This is a genomic window from Arthrobacter sp. ISL-65, from assembly GCF_018613795.1.
GTDB lineage: Bacteria > Actinomycetota > Actinomycetes > Actinomycetales > Micrococcaceae > Arthrobacter.
Genome location: NZ_JAGGPN010000032.1, coordinates 1 through 19,606, shown reverse-complemented (window position 1 = coordinate 19,606; position 19,606 = coordinate 1). Strand labels below are relative to the sequence as shown.

Here is a 19,606-nt window from a genome sequence, read left to right as displayed (position 1 = left end):
TTGCCTCTTATCGAAGTCTCCATCGCCCGGGGCCGGACCCCCGAGCAGCTCCGCGCACTGATCGGCGAGCTTCACCGCGCCGCCGAGAACGCTGTGGGCGCGGCACCCGAAAACACCACCGTCATCGTCCGCGAAATCGAACACGAGCACTGGTCCCGCGGCAACCAGACCATCGCCGAACGCAACACGGCAGCAGCGGCTCCCGCCCAGCAGGCACCCACCCAGCAGGCGGCGGCCGGAATCGCCGCAGATCGAAGGAGTTACTAATGCGCTTTTCCCTCTTCGTCCACATGGAGCGGTGGGACGAGTCCGTCTCACACCGCGAGTGCTTCGAGAACCTGACGGAACTCGCGCTCATCGCGGAGGCCGGAGGCTTCAGCACCGTCTGGATTGGTGAGCATCACTCTATGGAGTACACCATCTCCCCGAGTCCCATGCCGCAGCTCGCCTACCTGGCTGCGCGCACGTCGCGCATCCGGCTGGGTGCCGGAACCATCATCGCGCCCTTCTGGAACCCGCTCCGCGTCGCCGGCGAGACCGCGCTGCTGGACGTCATCAGCAACGGCCGGGCGGAAGTGGGACTGGCACGCGGCGCCTACCAGTTCGAGTTCGACCGCCTAGCGGGCGGCATGTCCGCAGTCGACGGAGGCAAGCACCTGCGCGAGATGGTGCCCGCCGTGCGCGCACTTTGGGAAGGTGACTACGCGCACGACGGCGAGGTCTGGCAGTTCCCGACCTCCACCAGCGTCCCGAAGCCGCTGCAAAAGCCGACGCCGCCCATGTGGATCGCCGCCCGCGACATCTCCTCGCACGAGTTCGCCGTCGCCAACGGCTGCAACGTGATGGTGACGCCGCTCATGAAGGGCGACGAGGAAGTCGAAGACCTCGCGCGCAAGTTCGACACCGCCGTGGAGAACAACCCCGGCGTCCCCCGCCCGGACCTCATGGTGCTCCGCCACACCCACGTCCATCCCGCCGACGAGCCTGAGGGGTGGCGGCGTCCGGCCGAGGGCATCCAAAAGTTCTACCGGACGTTTGATGCCTGGTTCGGCAACAAGTCCACTCCAAAGAACGGCTTCCTCGAGCCCAGCCCCGCGGAGAAGTTCGCCGACCGCCCGGAGTTCACGCCCGAGTCCCTGCACCAGACGGCGATGATCGGGACGCCGGATGAGGTGATCGAGCGGCTCCGCCACTACGAGGCACTCGGCGTCACCGAGTTCAGCCTCTGGTCCGACAACAGCCTCACCCACGAGGAGAAGAAGCGCTCACTTGAGCTCTTCATCGAGCACGTGGTGCCGGCCTTTCAGGAGCAGCCCGTAGCCGCGGCACGCTGATGTTAGCTGCCCACTGAGCCAGGACAACGGTTAGTGCGAACGGACACTTGTAGCCCAGACAATGGGGCCGCCGCAAGTGTCCGTTCGTGCTTAAGGACTCCCAAACGTCACCACCGAGACCCACCAGTTTCACCGGGTTCACCGCATTCGCTGGCAGGCGGCCATTTTAGCCTTCGCACTCGATGCAGTATGACTGGCCATTGCTCTCGCGCGCGAGCTGGGACCGGTGCCGGACCAGGAAACAGGAATAGCAGGTGAACTCATCCGCGGCCTGAGGGATGACCTGAACGACGAGCTCCTCGGAGACGATCTCTCCCCCGGGCGTCAGCCCTTCATCGAGTGCATCTGCTTCGTCCAGTTCCGTGACGACGCTGCGGGCATCCGGAGCGTTCGCAGACTGCAATGCCTCCAGCGAACGGTCCTGAGATTCCTTGACGTCGGAACGGACTTCGTCGTAATCAGTTGCCACTTAGGTGCTTCTCATTTCTCATGTTTTCTCTGATGTTCTTTTTCACGACACTGCAACGCATACCAATGTGCCGTTGTTCCCGTGAACCGTAGTCCCGCCTTGGGCCGTGGCACAAGTCGAGGTTTGGGCCGGATCATGGTGGTGTCTGTTGAGGTTACCGAATATGCGTTGCTCAATGGCTCATGAAGCGCTTTGCACGTTCACCAGCACCTCTGCAGCCCTGATCGGCTCCCACCTTTCCCTATTGTTCGATCCCACCCGCCCGCACGGTCAACACGAGAGATTCGCGCATCAGCCGCCGGAAATAGCCGCTCCTAGTGGGAGCGTGAGGAGGCCATCAGCCGGCCGCTGACCGGGAACTGTGGTGCTCGGCCAGCTTCGCCAGTCCGTCATCCAGCGAGACGGCGGGCGTCCAGTCAAGGAGTTCACGGGTCTCGCGCTGGTCGAACCAGTGGGCGGTGGAGAGCTGCTCAGCAAGGAACCTGGTCATGGGCGGCTCCTCTTTCCGCCCGGCCCAGGTCCAGAGCTTCTCCACCACCGCTCCCGCCGCCCGTGCCACCCCACCCGGCACACTCCACGACGGCGCGGGGACGCCCCCCGCAGCGCAGATCCCCGCCAGCAGCTCGCCGACCGGGCGGGGCTCGCCGTTGCTCACAACCAGGGCCCTGCCATGGACGTGTTCCATGCGGTGCAGCGCGGCGACGATGGCAGAGGCGGCGTTGTCCACGTAGGTGGTGTCGATCAGGGCCGCACCGGCGTCGAGCAGCGGCAGGCGGCCGCGGCCGGCACGTGCCAGGACCCGTTCCACCAGTTGCGTGTCGCCGGGGCCCCAGACGATGTGCGGACGCACCGCCGCAACCCGGAATTCCGGAGCGTCCGCTGCCAGCGCCAGCAGCTCCGCCTCGGCCTTGGTGCGGGAGTAGTCGCCGTGGGCATGCTCCGGGTCAGCCGGCTCCGCGCCCAGCCCGGCGATGGCGGCGCCCGAGTTGGCCACGGACGGGGAGGAGACGAACACCAGGTCCCGCACGCCCCCCGCATGGGCGGCACGGAGCAGGCGGCGCGTGCCTTCGACGTTCACCTCGTCGAACTCCGCGGCACGGCCCGTAAAAGACACTTTCGCGGCCAGGTGGATCACGCCCTCGGCGCCGGCGACGGCGCGACAGACGGCGTCGTCGTCCGTGACGGACCCGCAGAAGTCCGCAGCGCCGTCGACTCCTGATGGACGGCGCTGGAACGTAGCCACGGCATGGCCCTGGCGGACCAGCAGCCGGGCCACTTCCCGCCCGAGCAGCCCGCTAGCGCCGGTGACGAGGACCCTCATGGCTGGCCCGGACGGCCGCCGGCCAGCACCCGTGAAGCCCACCGGGATAGGCGTGTCCTGTCGATCTTGGCGTTGTGCCGGATGTCGGTGGGCTGCGCCGGGACTGCGAGCACAGCGGAGACATTAACGCCCGCCTCAAGGGCCGCCCCGCGGACGCGCCCGGCAAGCTGCGGCGCAGCAGGGCCCGCTTTGCGGGCGGGAGGTACGGTCTCGACGACGGCGACGACGGCCTGCGTTCCGGACGGACCGACCCCGACGACGGCGGCCAGGCCGACGTGGTCCAGGCGTTCAATGGCCTGCTCAGCGCCCACGGGCGTCACCACAGCACCGGGCGCCGTCACGACATGGGCGAGACGTCCTTCCACCCAGAGCCGGCCAGCAGCGTCGAAGTGCCCGACGTCGCCGGTGCGGTGCCATCCTGGCAGACTGCTGCTATCCCGCTGGGTCAGCCAGAGCCTGTCGTAAGCTTCCTTGACGTGTGGGGAACTGACGAGGATCTCGCCGGTCACCCCAGCTTCCGTCACGAAATCGGTCCCGGGCGCGGTGCCATCCGCGGCCAGTGGGACGACGGCCACGCGGGCGCCATGCACAGGCCTCCCCACGCACACGCCATTGCCCGCTCCCTCCACAGTTCCGGCGGCAGCGTCGGCATCGGCGGCCTGGATTTGTTCGAGGCTGATGTCGGTGACCGGCAGCGCCTCGGTCATCCCGTACGGCGTATGCAGCGAGGCCCGGGGCACCAGCCGCTGCACCGCCGCCAGGAGCGGTTCGGGGATGGGCGCGCCGGCAGACAGCAGCAACACGACACCTTCCAGGGCTTTATGCCCAGGCCCGCTCAGGCCATCCCGGGTGGCAAGAACGTTGCGCAAGGCCGCCGGCGAGGCGAAAACCACGGTAGCGTCTATGGCCGCGGCGGCATCCGCCAGCGCAGGGGCCGTCAAAGTTCGGGGCGCAGTGACGTCCATGGCAGGCGTCACCGAGACCGCTCCGAGCGCGGGCCCCAGCAGGGCGAACGGGGCAAAGCCCGCCACCAGACGTGCGCCCGGTCTGATCCCGAAAGTCTCGGCCACCGTATCCCGCATCGCGGCCAGCTGCCGGTGCGTGTAGAGCACGCCCTTGGCGGGACCGGTGGAGCCGGACGTGAAGAGTACGGCGGCGTCGGCATCCGGATCCGGAGCCTCTACCGGCGGTTCCGGGCTGAGGCTCGCTCCGCGCCGGGCGAGGGCGCCGAGGGAGGTTTCGGCGCCCAGGATTCGGCGGCGGGCGGCCGGCAGGTCCTGCACACTGATGCGCCGTCCCGGCCAGCCGAGTACCGCGGCAGCTGCCAGCGCCCTGTCGATTCCGATGAGGAAATCCGGGGTGGCGCCCTTCACGGCACGGCTCAGGCCCCTGGTTCCCAGCCCGGCGTCGGCCACGACCGCCACGGCCCCCAGCCGCAGGCACGCATAGAGGGCTACGGTCAGGTCCACGCCCGGCGGAACCATCAGGCTCACCCGGCAGCCGTGCCGTACGCCGGCTTCCTTCAGGCCCGCCGCGAGGGCGGCGATGCTCTGTTCAAGCTCCCGCCAGCTGAGCGTGCGGGCGACGTTGCCGTCCGCGGCCATTTCCGCGACGGCGATATCCCCGCCGGCGGCTCCCGCCGCCAGCTCGGTGAGCGGCGCCCAAAGCGGCGAGACGCCGTCGGTCGGGGCGTTTGTCTGTTGAGGATCGGGTCCGCTGTCCCGGCCAAGTTCGGCCAGCCACTCGAAGACAGGAGTGGCAATGTCCCGGTCTTCCGCGACCAGGTGGCCGGCCGCCTCGAAGCGGTGCACTCTTGCGTGCGGTAGCCGGCCGATGAGGTCCTTGAGGTACCGGTCGGAAAAGATCGGGTCCCGCGGTCCCCAGAGCATCAGGGCCGGAACCCTCAGCCCGCGCAGCTCCTCGGCGACACCGCTGAGCGCCGGGAAGCTGGGATGCGACGCGTCGGCGGGAATGTCCGCGACGAAGTTCCCGACGCCGGTGCGGCGCTCGGCACCGCGGTAGGGGGCCATGAAGGCGTTGCGGATCTCAGCGGTAAGCGGCGGGTGGGCCAAGGAATGCGTCACCCGCAGGAAGGTGTCCGACGTCGTCGTTCCCCAGCGGTGCACCGCAGGGTGCAGGGCAAGCCGCAGCGCCGGCGGGATTCCGGAGCCGGAGGGCTGGTGGACGGCGGTGTTGGTCAGCACCACGCCGGCGAGCTGCTGCGGATGGGCCAGGGCCCAGCCCAAACTGATCACGCCGCCCCAGTCGTGGCCCACGGTGACCACCGGCCCGTCCAGACCGAGCGCGTCGGTAAGGTCGCCCAGGTCGTTGATCCGGTCCGCCAGGCGCCGGAAGGTGCCGGTGCGCTCCGAGTAGCCCATGTCCAGCTGGTCCACCGCCACCACGCGCCACGCATGTGCGGGGTCGGTTCCGGCGGCCAGCAGGGTCCGCCACAGGTAGGACCATGTCGGGTTGCCGTGCACGCACAGCAGAGTGCCGGACGGAGTCAGGCCACGGCGGGAGAGCTGGGCGCCATTGTCGAGCAGATGCCAGCGGCGCACGGTTCCGGGGTCATCTGCGGCGGAAGATGACGCCACGTCGATTTCGCGCGACCATTCGGGGTCCACGCCGGGCCAGTCGACGGCTACCAAACGATTTCCATCATGGCGGTGTTCAGACCGGAACCAACGCCCATGCACAGCACGCGGTTCCCGGTTTCGAGGGTTTGCGCCTCGGCGGCGAGGGTCATGGGGAGGGAGGCCGGGCCCACGTTTCCCCAGTGCGGGAACGTGATGGGCACCCTGTCCGGGTCCAGGTCGATGGCGTCGATGATGGCCTTCGTATAGGCATTGCTGACCTGGTGCGTGACGTAGCGGTCCATCGAGCCCCAGTCCCACTCCGGCTGGGCCTCGTGCCAGGCGTCCACCACGAGCTGCAGGCCGCCGTCGAGCAGGCCCTTGGTGTCGGTGGCCATGCCGTCGATCCCGCCCACGCACAGTTCATGATGCTCGGTGCCGGCCCGCATCACGCCGCCGACGATCCGGTGCGCGCCGGGGTGCTGGTTTGCCGGGCCCAGCACCGCTGCAGCGGCGCCGGAGCCCAGGGTGAGAGTGGCGAACTCGCGGTTGAAGTCCTCGCGGGTCGTCTCAGGCCGCTGCAGCCTGGCCAAAGTGGCCTCCTGCGTGGCCTGGGCATCTTCGCCGTTGACGATCATCGCGTACTTAATCTGGCCGGAGTCGATCATGTTGGCCGCCAGGGCCATGCCGTTGACGAATCCGAGGCAGGCGTTGGCCAGATCGAAGTTCATGGCCGACGACGGCAGGCTTAGTCCGTGGTGGATCTTCACCGCGACAGACGGTTCGAGGTTGCGCCGGGTGACCGAGGTGTTGATCAGCAGGCCGATTTCGGACGCTTCGATGCCAGCCTCGGCCAGGGCCTTCGCGCCCGCTTCGATTGCCGCATCATCGAAGGATGTGCCGGCGGCCCACCAGCGGCGGTGCGTTATGCCGGCAACGCGCTCCAGCAGCCGTGGCGGGAACTTCAGCCGCTGCAAGGTCGAAGCCAGCCTCCGGTCGAAATCTGTGGAACTCACGATCCTCGGAGCCTCGACGCTGCTCACCGAAAGCAGCGCGGTGTTGCTATGCCGGAAGGTTGCATTCCCTGCCAATTCAAGCCCCTGTTCGTTTCTGTCCTGCATTCATGCGGTGACCGTACCCATAAGCGCATAAGTGCAAGCCCAAGAGCTTAACTATGATGGCGCGAGCCCGGATCCTCCACATTTGCCGCGGACATCACCCTGGGGCGGCGTCGTCGTCGTTGTTCTCTCCGCGATGGGGCCCTGTCATGGCGTCGCGTTTACGGCGTTGCCCTGAAGGAGTTGCTGCTCTGGAACGGTTGGAACTGGTCCAGGGAGAAGGCCCGAAGCACGCTCCTGCGGCCGACGTCCGGGATGGGCTTTATCTGTTCTCCTTTGAATTGGTGACGAGAGGAACCGAGGTTTCCCGATTGAACGCGCGGAAGGCTGGGGAGGGTGCCGAACGCCAAGGTGGTCTGCCGGGCGCAAAGACGTGGCATCTTGCCAAAAGTGCCAAAACGATTTCCCCTCGGCCGCAGCCGACTGTATGGCGACTGTCATCGCGTCGTCAAGAGGTCCCAGAAGACTTCTGAGTGATGCTTGACACGTCTCTGCCACCGGCCCTAATCTGATGCCAAGTCGATTTGGCAAAACGGTTTTTCACCGACAATGACTTGAGTTCCAGACCTCATCACCCCAACCGTAGATTCCGTTCAAAAGAAAGGGAGTCGACAGCGATGTCCTCTCGAACCACGATTTCCCGGATCACCGCCATTGGCGGGCTGTCCACCGCGGTGCTTCTGGCAGCAACCGCCTGCGGCGCGGGGGGCCCGGCTGCAACGTCGGGTAGCGCCGGCGCCAGCACAGTCAACGTCCTCGTCGAGGCCGGTGGCCACGCCGAACTGACAGGTGTGGCCGAACAGTGCAAGAAAGAAACAGGCGTTAGCGCCAACTTCGTCGAACTGCCTTACGACGGCATGTTCAACCGACTCTCCAGCGAATTTTCCTCCGGCAACGTTTCCTTCGACGTGGCCGCCCTGGACTCAGTATGGCTGCCTAGCTTCAAGGACGCCGTCCAGCCCATTGACGAGCTTTTCACCGACGAGGCGAAAAAGGATATCTTCCCGGCCCTGGTCAAGGAAGCCAACGTGGACGGGCACTTCATCGGCATGCCCGCCTGGACCAACGCCGAAATCATCCTGTACCGCAAGGACCTGTTCGAAGACGCCAAGAACAAGGCCGATTTCAAGACCAAGTATGGCTACGACCTGGCCGCCCCCACCACTTGGAAGCAGTATCAGGACATCTCCGAGTTCTTTACCAAGGACGGCATGTTCGGCACGGACGTCAAGGGCGGTGTGGAAACCGAATGGCTGTCCCACGTCCTGCAGGCCGGCTCGCCGATGGTCCTGGACGAGAACAACAAGGTGGTCATTGACAACGCCGCCCACAAGGAAGCGCTTGATTTCTACGTCGGCCTTGCCAAATCCGCTCCCTCCGGTGCCGCGCAGGTGGACTGGGCCGCCGCGCAAAACCTGTTCAACCAGGGCAAGACGGCGATGACACGTTTCTGGGCCCACGCCTACCGGCAGATTCCCAAGGATTCACCGGTGGCCGGCAAAGTGGGAGCGGCTCCCATGATCGCCGGTTCTGCCGGCGTCGGGGCCGTTCCCGGCCCTTGGTACCTCACCGTCCCGAAGGCCACCAAGAACATGGACGCGGCCAAGAAGTTCGTCAAGTGCGCCTACGACTACAACAGCATGGGCATCGAATCCAGCCTGGGCCTGGCCTCCCGCATCTCTGCTTTTGAGAAGTACCAGGACAAGGCAGGCTACGAGAGCTTTAAGCCGCTGATCGAAACCCTCAAGGGCAACGCCACTGCCACCCGCCCGGCCACCGAGAAGTGGCAGCAGATCGTGGACACCGTCCTGGTTCCCATGCTGCAGAAGGCCGTGGCCGGCGGTGACTCCGCCACCCTCCTCGCCGATGCCAAGAAGCAGATCGAGGACCTCCTCAAGTAAGACCCCCGCGGCCGGCACCTGGGTGACCGGTGCCGGCCGCGGCCCCAACCAGCGGAAGAGAAAACCGTGCGCATCTCCGATCGCCGTTTCGCATTGTTCCTGATGACACCAGCGGCGCTGTTTCTTGCAGTTTTTGTGGCTTTCCCTCTGTTCCGCCTCGTGGCGGACAGCTTCTTCAAGATCTCACCGATAGCGGGCGGCCCCCGCGACTTCGTGGGCCTGGACAACTACTTCCGGGCCTTCGCCTCCGAGGCCTTCACGGGTGCCGGATGGCGGACCCTGGCCTACACCCTGGTGGTGGTCACCCTCGAATTCGCCTTGGGGCTGGGAATGGCTCTGCTGTTCACCGCCCTCGGGCGCAGCTCCCAAATCTGGCGGACCGTCTTTATGTATCCGCTGATGATCGCGCCTATCGTGGCAGGTCTCCTCTGGAAGTTCCTGATGATCGACAACTTCGGCCTCATCGGGACTCTCCTGCACCAGGCCGGCGTCCTGTCCAACCCCAACCAGATCGGCTGGCTGTCGGATCCGGGCATCGTGCTCTTTTCCGTGGCCATCCCAGACATCTGGCTGACCACATCGTTCATGTGCCTGGTGCTCTTTGCAGGACTCCAGAACATTCCCGGGGACCTGATCGAAGCAGCACGCCTGGACGGTGCACGCGCACCAGCGCTGCTGTTCCGCATCATCCTGCCCCTCCTGCGGCCTGTCATCGCCGTGGCGCTGGTGGTCCGCGGAATTGACGCAGCCCGCGCGTTCGATACCATCCTCATCCAAACCAACGGCGGCCCACAATCCGCCTCGGAAACCATGAGCCTGCTGATCTACCGGACCATGATCCGCTTTGGTGACCCCGGACTGGCCAGCGCCATGGGCACCCTCTACCTGCTGGCCATGCTCGCCGTCGCATTCGTCGCGGTGTCCACCATCTGGCGGCCAGGAAAGGACAGCTGATGCGCGTAGCTGAACGAACAACGCACGACGCCGGGGCGCCGGCCGGAGTGCCCACGGAACCTGCCGTGCACACCGCCACGCGACCCTATAGGCGTCGGGGTGTCAACCGGGAAGGCCTGGAAGCAGGCCGTCGGAGTACCCGGACCCTGCTCTGGGTCCTCCTCGCCGCGGCGATGGTGCTCTACGGGTTCCCCTTCCTGTACCTGCTCTTCACATCCTTCAAAACCCCCATAGATACCATCGCGGTACCGCCGACCATCCTCCCCAGGGAATGGACGCTGGAGAACTACACCAACGCACTGGGCCGCAGCGGCGTCCTGGCTTCCTTCATCAACAGCGTCCAGACGGCCATCATCAGCACTGTGCTGTCGCTGGTACTGGCGGTACCGGCGGCCTACGGCATCACCCGGTACAAGACCCTCAGCGGCCGGATCTTCATCATGGCTGCCCTCGTCACCCGCATGGTGCCGCCCGTGGCCATCGGCATTCCACTGGCATCCATGATGGCGTCCTTGGGCCTCGCCGACACTCCTGTCGCGCTGTCCATTGCCCACACCACGATCTCCCTGCCGCTCTCCATCTGGCTGATGTCCAGCTTCTTCGAAGCCGTTCCCAACGACTTGGAAGAGGCCGCCACGGTGGACGGTTGCAGCAGGCTCGGCGCCCTCTGGCGGGTGGTGATCCCGGTGGTCTCCGGCGGCATCGCCGTTACCGCGATCTTCGCCTTCCTGGCCTCCTGGAACGAATTCCTTTTCGCCCTCCTGATGACTGCGATCCGCTCCCAGACCACCCCCGTGGTGATCGCAAACTTCCAGACCCAGTTCGGCCTGGACTGGGGATCCATGACGGCGCTGGCCGCCGTGTACTCCATCCCGGTCATCCTCCTCACCCTTCTCTTGCAGCGCAAGATCGTCGCAGGCATGACGCTCGGCGCCGTCAAGGGCTAAACCACCAACAACGAATCGAACAACAACCCGCACGGGAAAATCGAAAGGTACGCAAGAAACGTGGAATTTTGGCAGCCACATAGCCCGCTCAACGGCTTGGCGCCAGGGCACCGACTATTCCTCGGTAGCCTACTGGTACCAGACCCGCATGCACGCCGAGTAAACCCGGCCCCTCAAGAGCTTCACCAACCATAAGGACGTGGGAGACACATGAATAACAGGTCAGTGGGCATCAAGGACGTTGCTGCCGCCGCCGGTGTTTCCGTCACGACTGTCTCCCACGTCCTGAACGATGTTGCGTACGCCCGTGTCGGCGTGGAGACGAGGGAACGCGTCCACGAGGCCGCCCAGCGTCTGGGCTACGGACCGAACCGGGTGGCCCGCGCACTCCGCACGCAGCGCTCCGGCATGATCGGCTTCATCAGCGAGGAAATTGCCACCACGCCGCACGCCGGCAGGATCATCCTCGGTGCAGAGGAATCCGCGCGCGCCCGGGGCTACAACCTCATGATCATCAACTCCACCAGCACGGGCACCGACGACTCCCGGGAGAGCGACGTGGCCGATCTCCTGGACCGGCAGGTGGACGGAATCCTGTACGCGACCATGTACCACCGCAAGCTGGCCGTCCCCAAAAACCTAGCCGCCCTGCCGTCCGTCCTGGTGGACTCCGAGGACATCAGCCACACCGTTTCGTGCGTCATTCCGGACGAAATCGGCGGCGCAAGGTCCGCCGTGCAGACCCTCATCGATGCCGGACACTCGCGGATCGGCATGATCAACAACACCGACGACGTGCCGGCGACCCATTCACGGCTCCAGGCCTTCCGGGAGACTCTGGCAGCGGCCGGACTCCCTTTCCACGAGGATCTGGTCCAGTCCGAACACTCGGAGGTTCCCGGCGGCTACGAGGCGGCGCTGCGCCTCCTGGGCACGGACAGCCGGCCCACCGCGGTCTTCTGCTACAACGACCGCATGGCCATGGGCGCATACCGGGCGGCCGCCGAGCTTGGCCTCAGGATTCCGCAGGATGTCTCGTTCGTCGGCTTCGATAACCAGCAGCTGATTGCCGAGAATCTCTACCCCGCCCTGACCACCGTCGCCCTGCCCCACTATGAGATGGGCGCATGGGCCATTGAAAACCTCATAGATGCCATCGAAGGCAAGACCGACCTTGCCCTCATGGCACATCACCCGACCATCCTGGACTGCCCCCTGGTGCGCCGCGATTCCATCGCGGCTCCCCGGCAATAGGCAGCCAGCCCCTTCCACTTCCAAGAGGAACGCCAGACATGTCCAGTTGCCTTGACGCCGCACGCCCGGATACAGCCCAGGCCGGAACCTCCAGGTTCCGGCCTGCCATCCACTTCACGGCTAGGGATACCTGGCTGAACGATCCCAATGGCCTGGTTTTCTACGACGGCCTGTACCACCTCTTCTTCCAGAACAACCCGTACGGCAACGTCTGGGGCAACATGTCCTGGGGCCACGCCACCTCCCGTGATTTGCTGCACTGGACGGAACACCCTGTTGCCATTGCCTGCGACGAGACGGAGGACATCTTCTCAGGGAGCGTCGTAGTCGACCACGGCAACACGTCCGGTTTCGGCACGGCGGACGCACCTGCCCTCGTAGCCATTTACACCAGTGCCTACAAAGCCGCGTCCGAACACAGCGGCACGCAGGCCCAGTCTCTGGCCTACAGCACAGACGCAGGAATGACGTGGCGAAAATACGAAGGAAACCCTGTCCTCACCAGAAACTCCGCGAACTTCCGCGATCCCAAAGTCTTCCGCCATCAAGGGGACCAAGGTCCCTGCTGGGTCATGGTCGCCGTCGAAGCGCAGCACCAAAAGGTGGTCTTCTATGGTTCGGAAGACCTCAAATCCTGGGACTTTCTGAGCGACTTCGGCCCGGCCAACGCAGACGCCGGCGAATGGGAGTGCCCCGATCTCTTTCCCCTGGCGGTGGACGGAGACCCAGACAACATCAAATGGGTACTGATCGTAAACATCAACCCCGGCGCAGTGGCAGGAGGTTCCGGCGGCCAGTACTTCATCGGGCAGTTCGACGGCGCCCGGTTCATTCCGGACGCCGATTCACTCGCGGCGCCAGCAGGGGTGACTTCCCTCCCCGACCCCGAGGCGGGCTTCGATGCCTTGCAACAATGCCTGTGGCTGGACTGGGGACGCGACTGCTACGCGTCCGTATCCTTTAGCAACGCCCCGGATGACCGGCGCATCATCATCGGCTGGATGAACAACTGGGACTACGCCAACGAGCTGCCCACCGCCCCCTGGCGGTCCTCGATGACCCTCGCCCGCGAAGTGCGCCTCACAGCAGTCAACGGCTCCGCCCGTCTGATCCAGCAACCGGTCCTGGCCGACATCTGCGGAGGAGAAGAGCTGCCTAGTGCCAAGGACCAAATGAACGCAGACACCTTTGAGCTGCGAAATTCAGCCCTCCGGCTGCCGGATGCGGTACCCGGTAGCGCCCAAATCATCGAGGCGGAGATACTGCCCGGAAGCGCCGAACGTTTTGATTTCCGGCTCTTCGGAAGCAGTGACGGGAGCAAGGGCACCATTCTTAGCTACAACGCAGCCAGCGCCCAACTCATCCTTGACCGCAGACAATCAGGAAACACCTGCTTCCACGGGAAATTCGCCTCGGTCGAGTCAGCACCAGTTGACCTTGAAAACGGTGTGCTCAAATTGCTCATCGTCGTGGACCACTGCTCGGTCGAAATATTCGTCCAGGGCGGCAAGGTCGTCCTGACTGATCTCATCTTCCCCGAAACCAAAAACCCGGAGAACTGGCTGTCGGCTGAGGGAGGCTCAGCAACAATACTGAAGCTCGCGGTCTCAACACTCACCTAACCCTGCAGGTGCCTCGTGGCTGGCCTGACTCTCGGCGCCGTCAAGGGCTGAGAAACCACAACACAAAGGGAAGAACCTATGTCAAGCAACAACTACTACGACGTGACTACGTGGCCCGTCGGCAATCCGTACAAGGACGTCGGTGAAGTAATCAACAGCATCATCGCTGACATCAAGGACCGGCAGACCGAAACCGATGCGAACAATGGAGGAAAGCCAGGCGCGGTGATCTACATTCCGCCCGGGGACTACCACCTTCGTACGCAGGTGGTGATCGATGTCAGCTTCCTCAAAATCCATGGCTCGGGACACGGCTTTACGTCGTCGAGCATTCGGTTCAACGTTCCCGAAGACGAATGGCCCGACTTGCATGAGCTGTGGCCCGGAGGGAGCCGCATTCTCGTCGACATTCCCCTCGGCGGAGACGGGGAGGAATCCAAGGGAGCCGCCTTCTACGTTGAGCGAAGCGGGAGCCCGCGGATCAGCTCGGTCGAGTTCTCCAACTTCTGCATCGACGGGTTGCACTTCGACTCGGATGGCTCGGGGATGCATCCGGAGAACACCTACGTCAACGGCAAGACCGGTATCTATGTCGCAAACGCCAATGACTCATTCCGCGTAACCGGCATGGGGTTCGTCTACCTTGAGAACGCCCTCACTATCTACAACGCGGACGCGCTTTCCGTTCACGACAACTTCATCGCTGAATGCGGAAGCTGCATCGAGCTGCGCGGGTGGGGACAGGCATCAAAGATCACCGACAACTTGGTCGGAGCAGGCTTCAAGGGTCACTCGATCTACGCGAAGAACCATGGCGGGCTCCTGATAACCGCGAACAACGTCTTCCCCCGTGGCGCGAGCAGCGTCCATCTCGACGGCGTCACGCGTTCAAGCGTCACCAACAACCGTTTGCATTCGTTCTACCCTGGGATGCTGATTCTCGCAGCGAATAGTTCGGAAAACCTCGTGGCCACGAATCACTTCCTGCGTGACCATGAGCCCTGGACGCCCTTCCTGGGAGTCGACAACGGACTGAACGACCTCAACGGACTTCTCTGTGTCAGCGGCAACAACAACTCTGTCATCGGCAACCACTTCTCCCAGATCATCGACTCACAGAGCATCCGGCCGACAGGTGCGACGCCTGTCATCATCCGGCTGATCGCGGGGGTTGGCAACTTCGTCTCCAACAACCACGTGGTGGCGATGGACGTTCACTCCAAGTCAAGTGACGACTGCTTCTCGGCTCAGGTGGACGCTCTCTTGACGACCGAGGCTTCGGACGGCCTCGCCGTTACGGCCGTCATGGTCGATTCCGAATCAGCTCGGAATACGATCCTTGATTCCGGAAGTGACGCCCAAGTTATCGCAGATAGGGCTGTCAACGCCTTTAGGGCCACACCCACGGTCGGTTTCTAGGGGGCCCGGCGGGAGTGTTCTCCCGACGACGGCGGGACAGATTGGGACGACGGCGGGACGTCCCGCCGTCGTCCGCTTACGGGCCGTATCGGTGCCCGTCAGCTGTCAGTACACTGGGACGCATGACCGAGCAGGAACCCGCCCCGGTCCAGGACGCCGAGGCTCCGACTCTGACCGATCCCGACGCCGTCGATACTTCCTTGCGCAGTCCGGCACAGCGGTCCCGCACCTTCGCCGGAATTCTGGTGAACACCGCGCTTGCCAACATCACCACCAGCTACCTCTGGTTCGCACTGACGTTCTGGGTGTACCTGGAGACGCGCAACGTGATCGCCACCGGGGTGGTCGGCGGCGCGTACATGCTGTTGATTGCCCTTTCCAGCATCAGCTTCGGCACCTTCGTGGACCGCTACCGCAAGCTGGCCGTGATGCGCTTCGCTGCCGCCTTCACCCTGGTGATGTTCGTGCTGTCCGGGGTTATGTTCCTGCTGACGCCCGCCGCCCGGATCCTGGATCTGGCCCAGCCCTGGTTCTGGATCTTCATGCTGATCATCCTGGTTGGTGCGGTGGTGGAAAACATGCGGAACATCGCGTTGTCCACCACGGTCACCATCCTCATCGAGCCGGACCGGAGGGCCAACGCCAACGGGCTGGTGGGCATGGTGCAGGGACTGATGTTCATCGTCACCTCCCTGCTCTCCGGGCTGTCCGTCGGGCTGCTGGGCATGGGGTGGACGATCGTCGTCGCCCTGGTGCTCACTGCGTTGGCGTTCGCGCACCTGCTCACCCTGCGCATGCCGGAGGAAGTGCGCGCGGCCGCCACTGATGCGCAGGGCGGATTCGATCTGCGTGGTTCGCTCGCTGCCGTGCTTGCCATTGCCGGATTGTTCGCGCTCATCCTGTTTTCCACGTTCAACAACTTCATCGGCGGCGTCTACATGGCGCTGATGGATCCGTACGGGCTGGAGATGTTCTCCGTGGAGATGTGGGGGGCCGTCTTTGCTCTCGGCTCCACCGGGTTCATCGTGGGCGGCGCATTGATCGGCAAGTTCGGGCTCGGCGCCAACCCGCTGCGCACCCTGCTCATCGCCGTGGCTGTGATGGGGCTCCTCGGTGCGGTGTTCACGCTGCGGGAGTGGGCCTGGCTGTACGTCGCGGGCATCTGGCTGTACCTGGTCCTGATACCGTTCGTGGAAGCTGCCGAGCAGACTGTCATCCAACAGGTGGTGCCCCTGCCCCGCCAAGGCCGGGTGTTCGGATTCGCCATGGCATTCGAGTCCGCTGCGGCGCCGGTCACCGCATTCCTCATTGCCCCGATCGCCCAGTTCTGGATCATCCCGTATGCGCGGTCCGCCGAGGGCACAGCCCGACTGGCCCCGCTCCTGGGCGAGGGCACCTCCCGCGGCATCGCGCTGGTGTTCCTGGTGGCTGGAATCATCATGATCGCGGCCGCGTTGGCGGCTTTTCTGACGCCGGTCTACCGCCGGGTCTCGGCATCGTATGCGCGGGCGGCCGCAGACGCCCCGGAGACTGCGGCACCCTCTGCATAAGCAAGCTGCGTTCTTACCGCGGGCTGGCGTCTCCGGTCCCGCCTGCTTTCTGAATCGAGGGGGCGGTCCGGCTGATGACGACGATCCGGACGGTCACGCCCGCCAGAACCAGGACGACGCCCAGCGCAATCAGGATCCAGGTAGGAACCGCGGCGGCCTCGATGCTGCGGTAGCAGTCCGCCGCTGCTTTGGCGCCGCGGTGGAGCGCGTCGAATGCTTCAGCGGCACGACTGTCCGGTAAAAGCGGGCTGCCACAAAGCGGGCCGGCCTTCTGCAGTCCGAAGACGATCCCGGCAAGGAGCACAGCGAATCCGGCTCCGATCAACCAGAGCCAGACCTGCCATGTGGCGGAATTCCGCCGGACCGTTGTACCTCGCACGTCACTCCCTAGAAAACGGCGGTACCGAAATCATAAGGGGAATTGTGGGGAGTCCTACCAGCCTTGGTTTCCGGTAACAGCAGAATTGTCGTGAGAGCGGACGACGGCGAAACGTCCCGCCGTCGTCCGCTTATGCGCAGCGTGCTTGCGGCGCTTCAATGATGGCCATCTGGCCGGTTTCGGGGACACCAGGAAATTGCATCGGCTGGGGCTCAACAGCAACCGACGGCTCCTGCTGGGAGCGCATCCGCAGAAGTGCTACCGCGGAAATGAGGAACCAGGCGACGTTGGTGACCACGGACGGCCATGCTTCGTGGAATGCACCGTTGACAATGAAGGCACACGAACCGAGGAGATTCGCGGTCTGGAAGCCCTTGCCGGCCTTCAGCCAACCCATGGACACAGCCAGGTACGCACTGAGAATCGCAACAGCGCCTGCCCAACCGGAGATTTCCCACAGCAGTTCCATGATGTCCTTTCAGGGTTGTTGCCCGGCGGCCATCCGCTGAGCGGAGTGGAGATGACGGGCCATATGTTTTTGTTTTCGTAGGGGGCGCCATTGCCGACTGGACTCGGGCACCGCTGGAACAGCGTGTGCTCAGCCGCCCGGGCGGGGACGTCCTTCGCTGGACGGGCCCGCCTGTCTCTTTTGCCCTTGCTTTTAACAGCAATTATGAGGAAGAAGGGCCTTTAGATCAATTGCATTCTGCTGAAGACATGGTTTAGAACTACTTAACATGGATATCGATCCGCGCCGGCTGCGAGTACTTCTTGCGGTTGCCCGCACGGGCGGGGTGCTCGCCGCGGCTGACGAACTGGGGATTTCGCCCTCGGCCGTGTCCCAGCAGCTCAACAAGTTAGAGGACGAGACGGGGCACGCCTTGGTGGTGCGCACACCCAAAGGCTCGGTTTTGACCCCCGCTGGCCTGGCCGTAGCCGAAGCCGGCGAGGAGATCGAACGCGCCCTCAGCGTCGCCCGCGCCCGGATGGAAGGCGGGGCAAACATCGCGGGGGTGGTGCGAGTGGGCGGATTCACCAGCTTCGTCCGCACGGTGGTGATCCCGCGCCTGCCCGAGTGGCGCATCCAGTACCCGCAATTACAGATCCGGATGATTGAGGACGACTTCCCGGCGTTGATGCGGCTGCTCCGGCAGCGGGCGCTCGACGCCGTCGTGATCGAGCTCGATTCGACGACGACGGCCGGGCAACGTGCACTGGGCGCCGGAATGATCGAGGAGCCCCTCCTGGACGAACCCTGGAAACTGGTCGTTCCCGCGGGTGCGCTGCTCTCGACCGAGAACATCGACCTTGGCCGCCTGCCACTTCCGTGGCTCGGCGTCGAGTCCTCAGCCGCCAACGCTTCGGTCCTAGGCCGGCTCCGTGAGTCGACGGGTGCCCAGTTGGAGACCGTGCATCAGTACCAGGACACACTGACCGCTCTCGCGCTGGTCGCTGCGGGCGAGGGCGTTGCCATCGTGCCCACCTTGGCGTTGACCGGCCTCGTCCAGGACGGGGTGGACGTCCTGGACGTCCCCGGACTGGGCACGCGACGCATCGTTCTGCGACGGTTCGACCGGCGACGGTCAGCCAGCCTGCCTGTGGACACAGTGGCCCGCCTTCTGCGGGAATCGGCTGCGGCGTTCGACACGCGGTCGACGTCGTGACCTGGTCTCTGATTGTCCATAGTTCTCCCGACAATTAGGCGAGGTATGGCTATTTCCGGCAACCTGATCCGGGCATAGGCTGATAAGCACCACAGTAGATGCGGAGTCGGGCCCGATGAGAGCGAGGGTTACGAGGATGATCCTTACCGGCAGCGCCCACGGGCGACCCTCTGGCAGTCAGGTCATTACTGCCAGCCGCTTATCTACGCAGAGTGGCCGGGACGCAGAACTAGCGTTTCCATCCGCGAACAAACAAAGGAGACTCTCATGTTGCTTTGGATAGCCATAATTATCGCGGTTCTCTGGCTTCTCGGCCTGCTCGGCAACATTGGCGGCGGGCTAATTCACCTGCTTTTGGTTATAGCCGTGGTGGTCCTGATCTTCCACTTCGTCCGCGGCAGGTCCTCCCGCGTGTAGCTTGCCTCTGCGCCCCTGCTACCAGGTGAGCTTCTGCGCCTTGACAACGTAGTGGCCGTCGCGCTCGGTGAACGTGACGAGGTACCCGCGCTTGGCGCCGTTGACCCTCATCTGGCAATCGGCGTGGGTGCCTACCTTAAGATCTGGGAAGTTCTTGCACTCCACCCCTGCGATCTTGACGTCGGGGATCTTGGGCTGGGCGCGTGCCATGATCCGGGCCGCCAGGAGTTTGCCGCTGGTCGCTGCCGTGAATTTCTGGGCTACGGGTGCTGCGGGTGCTGGGGGTGCTGTAACTGTTGGCGCCGGAGAGGGAGCTGACGCAGCGCAGCCGGCCATCGCCAGCGCCCCAAGCAGTGCCGCTGCCGACAGAGTAGTGCGCCTGATATTCATTGCCGCCCTTTCGATCCGGAGCTCCTGCCGGCTGCTATCAACTCTGCAGCGTATTCCTTGAGGAAAGGTTGCCGCGGGGGGACCTCACGAGAATGGCGGCTCCCGGAGGAGCCGCCACTCGTCGTGATGAGCCGGAGACCCGACTTGACGCACCGGTCAAGGGGGCCATCCGTGAAGCGGGCCAAACGCTGAGGAGCCGGGCGAAGGCGTGCCTCAGCCCGGACGTCGAGTTGGATTTTGGCCAACTCGAGTGCGTCTCAGAAAGGAACAGGCGGATTCAGGCGGTCATTG

At 64.5% G+C, this 19,606-nt stretch carries 18 protein-coding genes; 11 read left to right on the top strand and 7 right to left on the bottom strand.

Annotated features, from left to right (window positions below; genetic code table 11):
- Both J7I85_RS13535 and J7I85_RS13530 read left to right on the top strand, forming a co-directional pair.
- A complete protein-coding gene (locus tag J7I85_RS13535) occupies positions 1-267 on the top strand; it encodes a tautomerase family protein (protein WP_214852470.1) in 267 nt (88 codons plus the stop codon).
- Positions 267-1,334 carry an LLM class flavin-dependent oxidoreductase gene (locus tag J7I85_RS13530; RefSeq protein WP_214852468.1) on the top strand — a complete coding sequence of 356 codons (1,068 nt, stop codon included), beginning with the start codon at positions 267-269 and terminating at the stop codon, positions 1,332-1,334. Before J7I85_RS13535 ends, J7I85_RS13530 begins: the two co-directional genes overlap by 1 nt.
- Positions 1,335-1,500: 166 nt before the next feature.
- On the opposite strand, the gene J7I85_RS13525 is transcribed toward J7I85_RS13530, so the two are convergent.
- The 4 genes from J7I85_RS13525 to J7I85_RS13510 all read right to left on the bottom strand — a co-directional run bounded on the left by J7I85_RS13525 (position 1,501) and on the right by J7I85_RS13510 (position 6,821).
- Positions 1,501-1,803, bottom strand: coding sequence for a DUF4193 domain-containing protein (locus J7I85_RS13525; protein WP_214852465.1), 303 nt, complete (start codon positions 1,801-1,803; stop codon positions 1,501-1,503).
- Positions 1,804-2,140: 337 nt separating this feature from the next.
- Positions 2,141-3,124 carry an NAD(P)-dependent oxidoreductase gene (locus J7I85_RS13520; RefSeq protein WP_214852463.1) on the bottom strand — a complete coding sequence of 328 codons (984 nt, stop codon included), beginning with the start codon at positions 3,122-3,124 and terminating at the stop codon, positions 2,141-2,143.
- Positions 3,121-5,775 carry an alpha/beta fold hydrolase gene (locus J7I85_RS13515; RefSeq protein ID WP_214852461.1) on the bottom strand — a complete coding sequence of 885 codons (2,655 nt, stop codon included), beginning with the start codon at positions 5,773-5,775 and terminating at the stop codon, positions 3,121-3,123. Before J7I85_RS13515 ends, J7I85_RS13520 begins: the two co-directional genes overlap by 4 nt.
- A complete protein-coding gene (locus J7I85_RS13510; RefSeq protein ID WP_214852459.1) occupies positions 5,769-6,821 on the bottom strand; it encodes a 3-oxoacyl-ACP synthase III in 1,053 nt (350 codons plus the stop codon). The genes J7I85_RS13515 and J7I85_RS13510 overlap by 7 nt, the downstream gene beginning before the upstream one ends.
- 614 nt (positions 6,822-7,435) lie before the next feature.
- Between J7I85_RS13510 and J7I85_RS13505 the strand changes: the two genes are divergently transcribed.
- From J7I85_RS13505 to J7I85_RS13475, 7 genes are all read left to right on the top strand, one after another.
- The gene (locus J7I85_RS13505; protein WP_214852457.1) at positions 7,436-8,719 is read left to right on the top strand and encodes an ABC transporter substrate-binding protein; all 1,284 of its coding nucleotides are present in this window, start codon (positions 7,436-7,438) and stop codon (positions 8,717-8,719) included.
- Between the two features lie 66 nt (positions 8,720-8,785).
- Positions 8,786-9,673: a carbohydrate ABC transporter permease gene (locus J7I85_RS13500; RefSeq protein ID WP_214852455.1), complete on the top strand. Its 888-nt coding sequence runs from the start codon at positions 8,786-8,788 to the stop codon at positions 9,671-9,673.
- Complete coding sequence (locus J7I85_RS13495) at positions 9,673-10,620, top strand: carbohydrate ABC transporter permease (protein ID WP_214852453.1); 948 nt, start codon at positions 9,673-9,675, stop codon at positions 10,618-10,620. Before J7I85_RS13500 ends, J7I85_RS13495 begins: the two co-directional genes overlap by 1 nt.
- A 210-nt stretch (positions 10,621-10,830) precedes the next feature.
- Positions 10,831-11,874 (top strand): LacI family DNA-binding transcriptional regulator, encoded by a 1,044-nt coding sequence (locus tag J7I85_RS13490; protein ID WP_214852451.1) that lies wholly within the window; start codon positions 10,831-10,833, stop codon positions 11,872-11,874.
- Between the two features lie 38 nt (positions 11,875-11,912).
- Positions 11,913-13,496, top strand: a complete 1,584-nt coding sequence (locus tag J7I85_RS13485; protein ID WP_214852449.1) for a glycoside hydrolase family 32 protein — start codon at positions 11,913-11,915, stop codon at positions 13,494-13,496.
- Positions 13,497-13,574: 78 nt separating this feature from the next.
- On the top strand, positions 13,575-14,915 hold the full coding sequence (locus J7I85_RS13480) for a NosD domain-containing protein (RefSeq protein WP_214852447.1): 1,341 nt from the start codon (positions 13,575-13,577) through the stop codon (positions 14,913-14,915).
- Positions 14,916-15,037: 122 nt separating this feature from the next.
- Complete coding sequence (locus J7I85_RS13475; RefSeq protein ID WP_251024324.1) at positions 15,038-16,465, top strand: MFS transporter; 1,428 nt, start codon at positions 15,038-15,040, stop codon at positions 16,463-16,465.
- 13 nt (positions 16,466-16,478) lie between these two features.
- On the opposite strand, the gene J7I85_RS13470 is transcribed toward J7I85_RS13475, so the two are convergent.
- Together J7I85_RS13470 and J7I85_RS13465 are read right to left on the bottom strand one after the other, a co-directional pair.
- A complete protein-coding gene (locus J7I85_RS13470; protein ID WP_214852445.1) occupies positions 16,479-16,844 on the bottom strand; it encodes a hypothetical protein in 366 nt (121 codons plus the stop codon).
- Between the two features lie 130 nt (positions 16,845-16,974).
- Positions 16,975-17,313 carry a YgjV family protein gene (locus J7I85_RS13465; RefSeq protein WP_214852444.1) on the bottom strand — a complete coding sequence of 113 codons (339 nt, stop codon included), beginning with the start codon at positions 17,311-17,313 and terminating at the stop codon, positions 16,975-16,977.
- Between the two features lie 268 nt (positions 17,314-17,581).
- Here J7I85_RS13465 and J7I85_RS13460 point away from each other — a divergent pair, with 268 nt between their 5' ends.
- Both J7I85_RS13460 and J7I85_RS13455 read left to right on the top strand, forming a co-directional pair.
- Positions 17,582-18,508, top strand: coding sequence for a LysR family transcriptional regulator (locus J7I85_RS13460; RefSeq protein ID WP_214852442.1), 927 nt, complete (start codon positions 17,582-17,584; stop codon positions 18,506-18,508).
- 267 nt (positions 18,509-18,775) lie between these two features.
- Positions 18,776-18,925: a lmo0937 family membrane protein gene (locus tag J7I85_RS13455; protein WP_104137503.1), complete on the top strand. Its 150-nt coding sequence runs from the start codon at positions 18,776-18,778 to the stop codon at positions 18,923-18,925.
- A gap of 18 nt (positions 18,926-18,943) precedes the next feature.
- On the opposite strand, the gene J7I85_RS13450 is transcribed toward J7I85_RS13455, so the two are convergent.
- Positions 18,944-19,315 (bottom strand): hypothetical protein, encoded by a 372-nt coding sequence (locus J7I85_RS13450; RefSeq protein WP_214852440.1) that lies wholly within the window; start codon positions 19,313-19,315, stop codon positions 18,944-18,946.
- Positions 19,316-19,606 lie beyond the last annotated feature (291 nt).

Coding starts and splice junctions, on each gene's coding strand:
- J7I85_RS13530 (WP_214852468.1), top strand. CDS start 267: ATGCGCTTTTCCCTCTTCGTCCACATGGAGCGGTGGGACGAGTCCGTC.
- J7I85_RS13520 (WP_214852463.1), bottom strand. CDS start 3,124: ATGAGGGTCCTCGTCACCGGCGCTAGCGGGCTGCTCGGGCGGGAAGTG.
- J7I85_RS13510 (WP_214852459.1), bottom strand. CDS start 6,821: ATGCAGGACAGAAACGAACAGGGGCTTGAATTGGCAGGGAATGCAACC.
- J7I85_RS13505 (WP_214852457.1), top strand. CDS start 7,436: ATGTCCTCTCGAACCACGATTTCCCGGATCACCGCCATTGGCGGGCTG.
- J7I85_RS13495 (WP_214852453.1), top strand. CDS start 9,673: ATGCGCGTAGCTGAACGAACAACGCACGACGCCGGGGCGCCGGCCGGA.
- J7I85_RS13490 (WP_214852451.1), top strand. CDS start 10,831: ATGAATAACAGGTCAGTGGGCATCAAGGACGTTGCTGCCGCCGCCGGT.
- J7I85_RS13485 (WP_214852449.1), top strand. CDS start 11,913: ATGTCCAGTTGCCTTGACGCCGCACGCCCGGATACAGCCCAGGCCGGA.
- J7I85_RS13480 (WP_214852447.1), top strand. CDS start 13,575: ATGTCAAGCAACAACTACTACGACGTGACTACGTGGCCCGTCGGCAAT.
- J7I85_RS13475 (WP_251024324.1), top strand. CDS start 15,038: ATGACCGAGCAGGAACCCGCCCCGGTCCAGGACGCCGAGGCTCCGACT.
- J7I85_RS13465 (WP_214852444.1), bottom strand. CDS start 17,313: ATGGAACTGCTGTGGGAAATCTCCGGTTGGGCAGGCGCTGTTGCGATT.
- J7I85_RS13460 (WP_214852442.1), top strand. CDS start 17,582: ATGGATATCGATCCGCGCCGGCTGCGAGTACTTCTTGCGGTTGCCCGC.
- J7I85_RS13455 (WP_104137503.1), top strand. CDS start 18,776: ATGTTGCTTTGGATAGCCATAATTATCGCGGTTCTCTGGCTTCTCGGC.
- J7I85_RS13450 (WP_214852440.1), bottom strand. CDS start 19,315: ATGAATATCAGGCGCACTACTCTGTCGGCAGCGGCACTGCTTGGGGCG.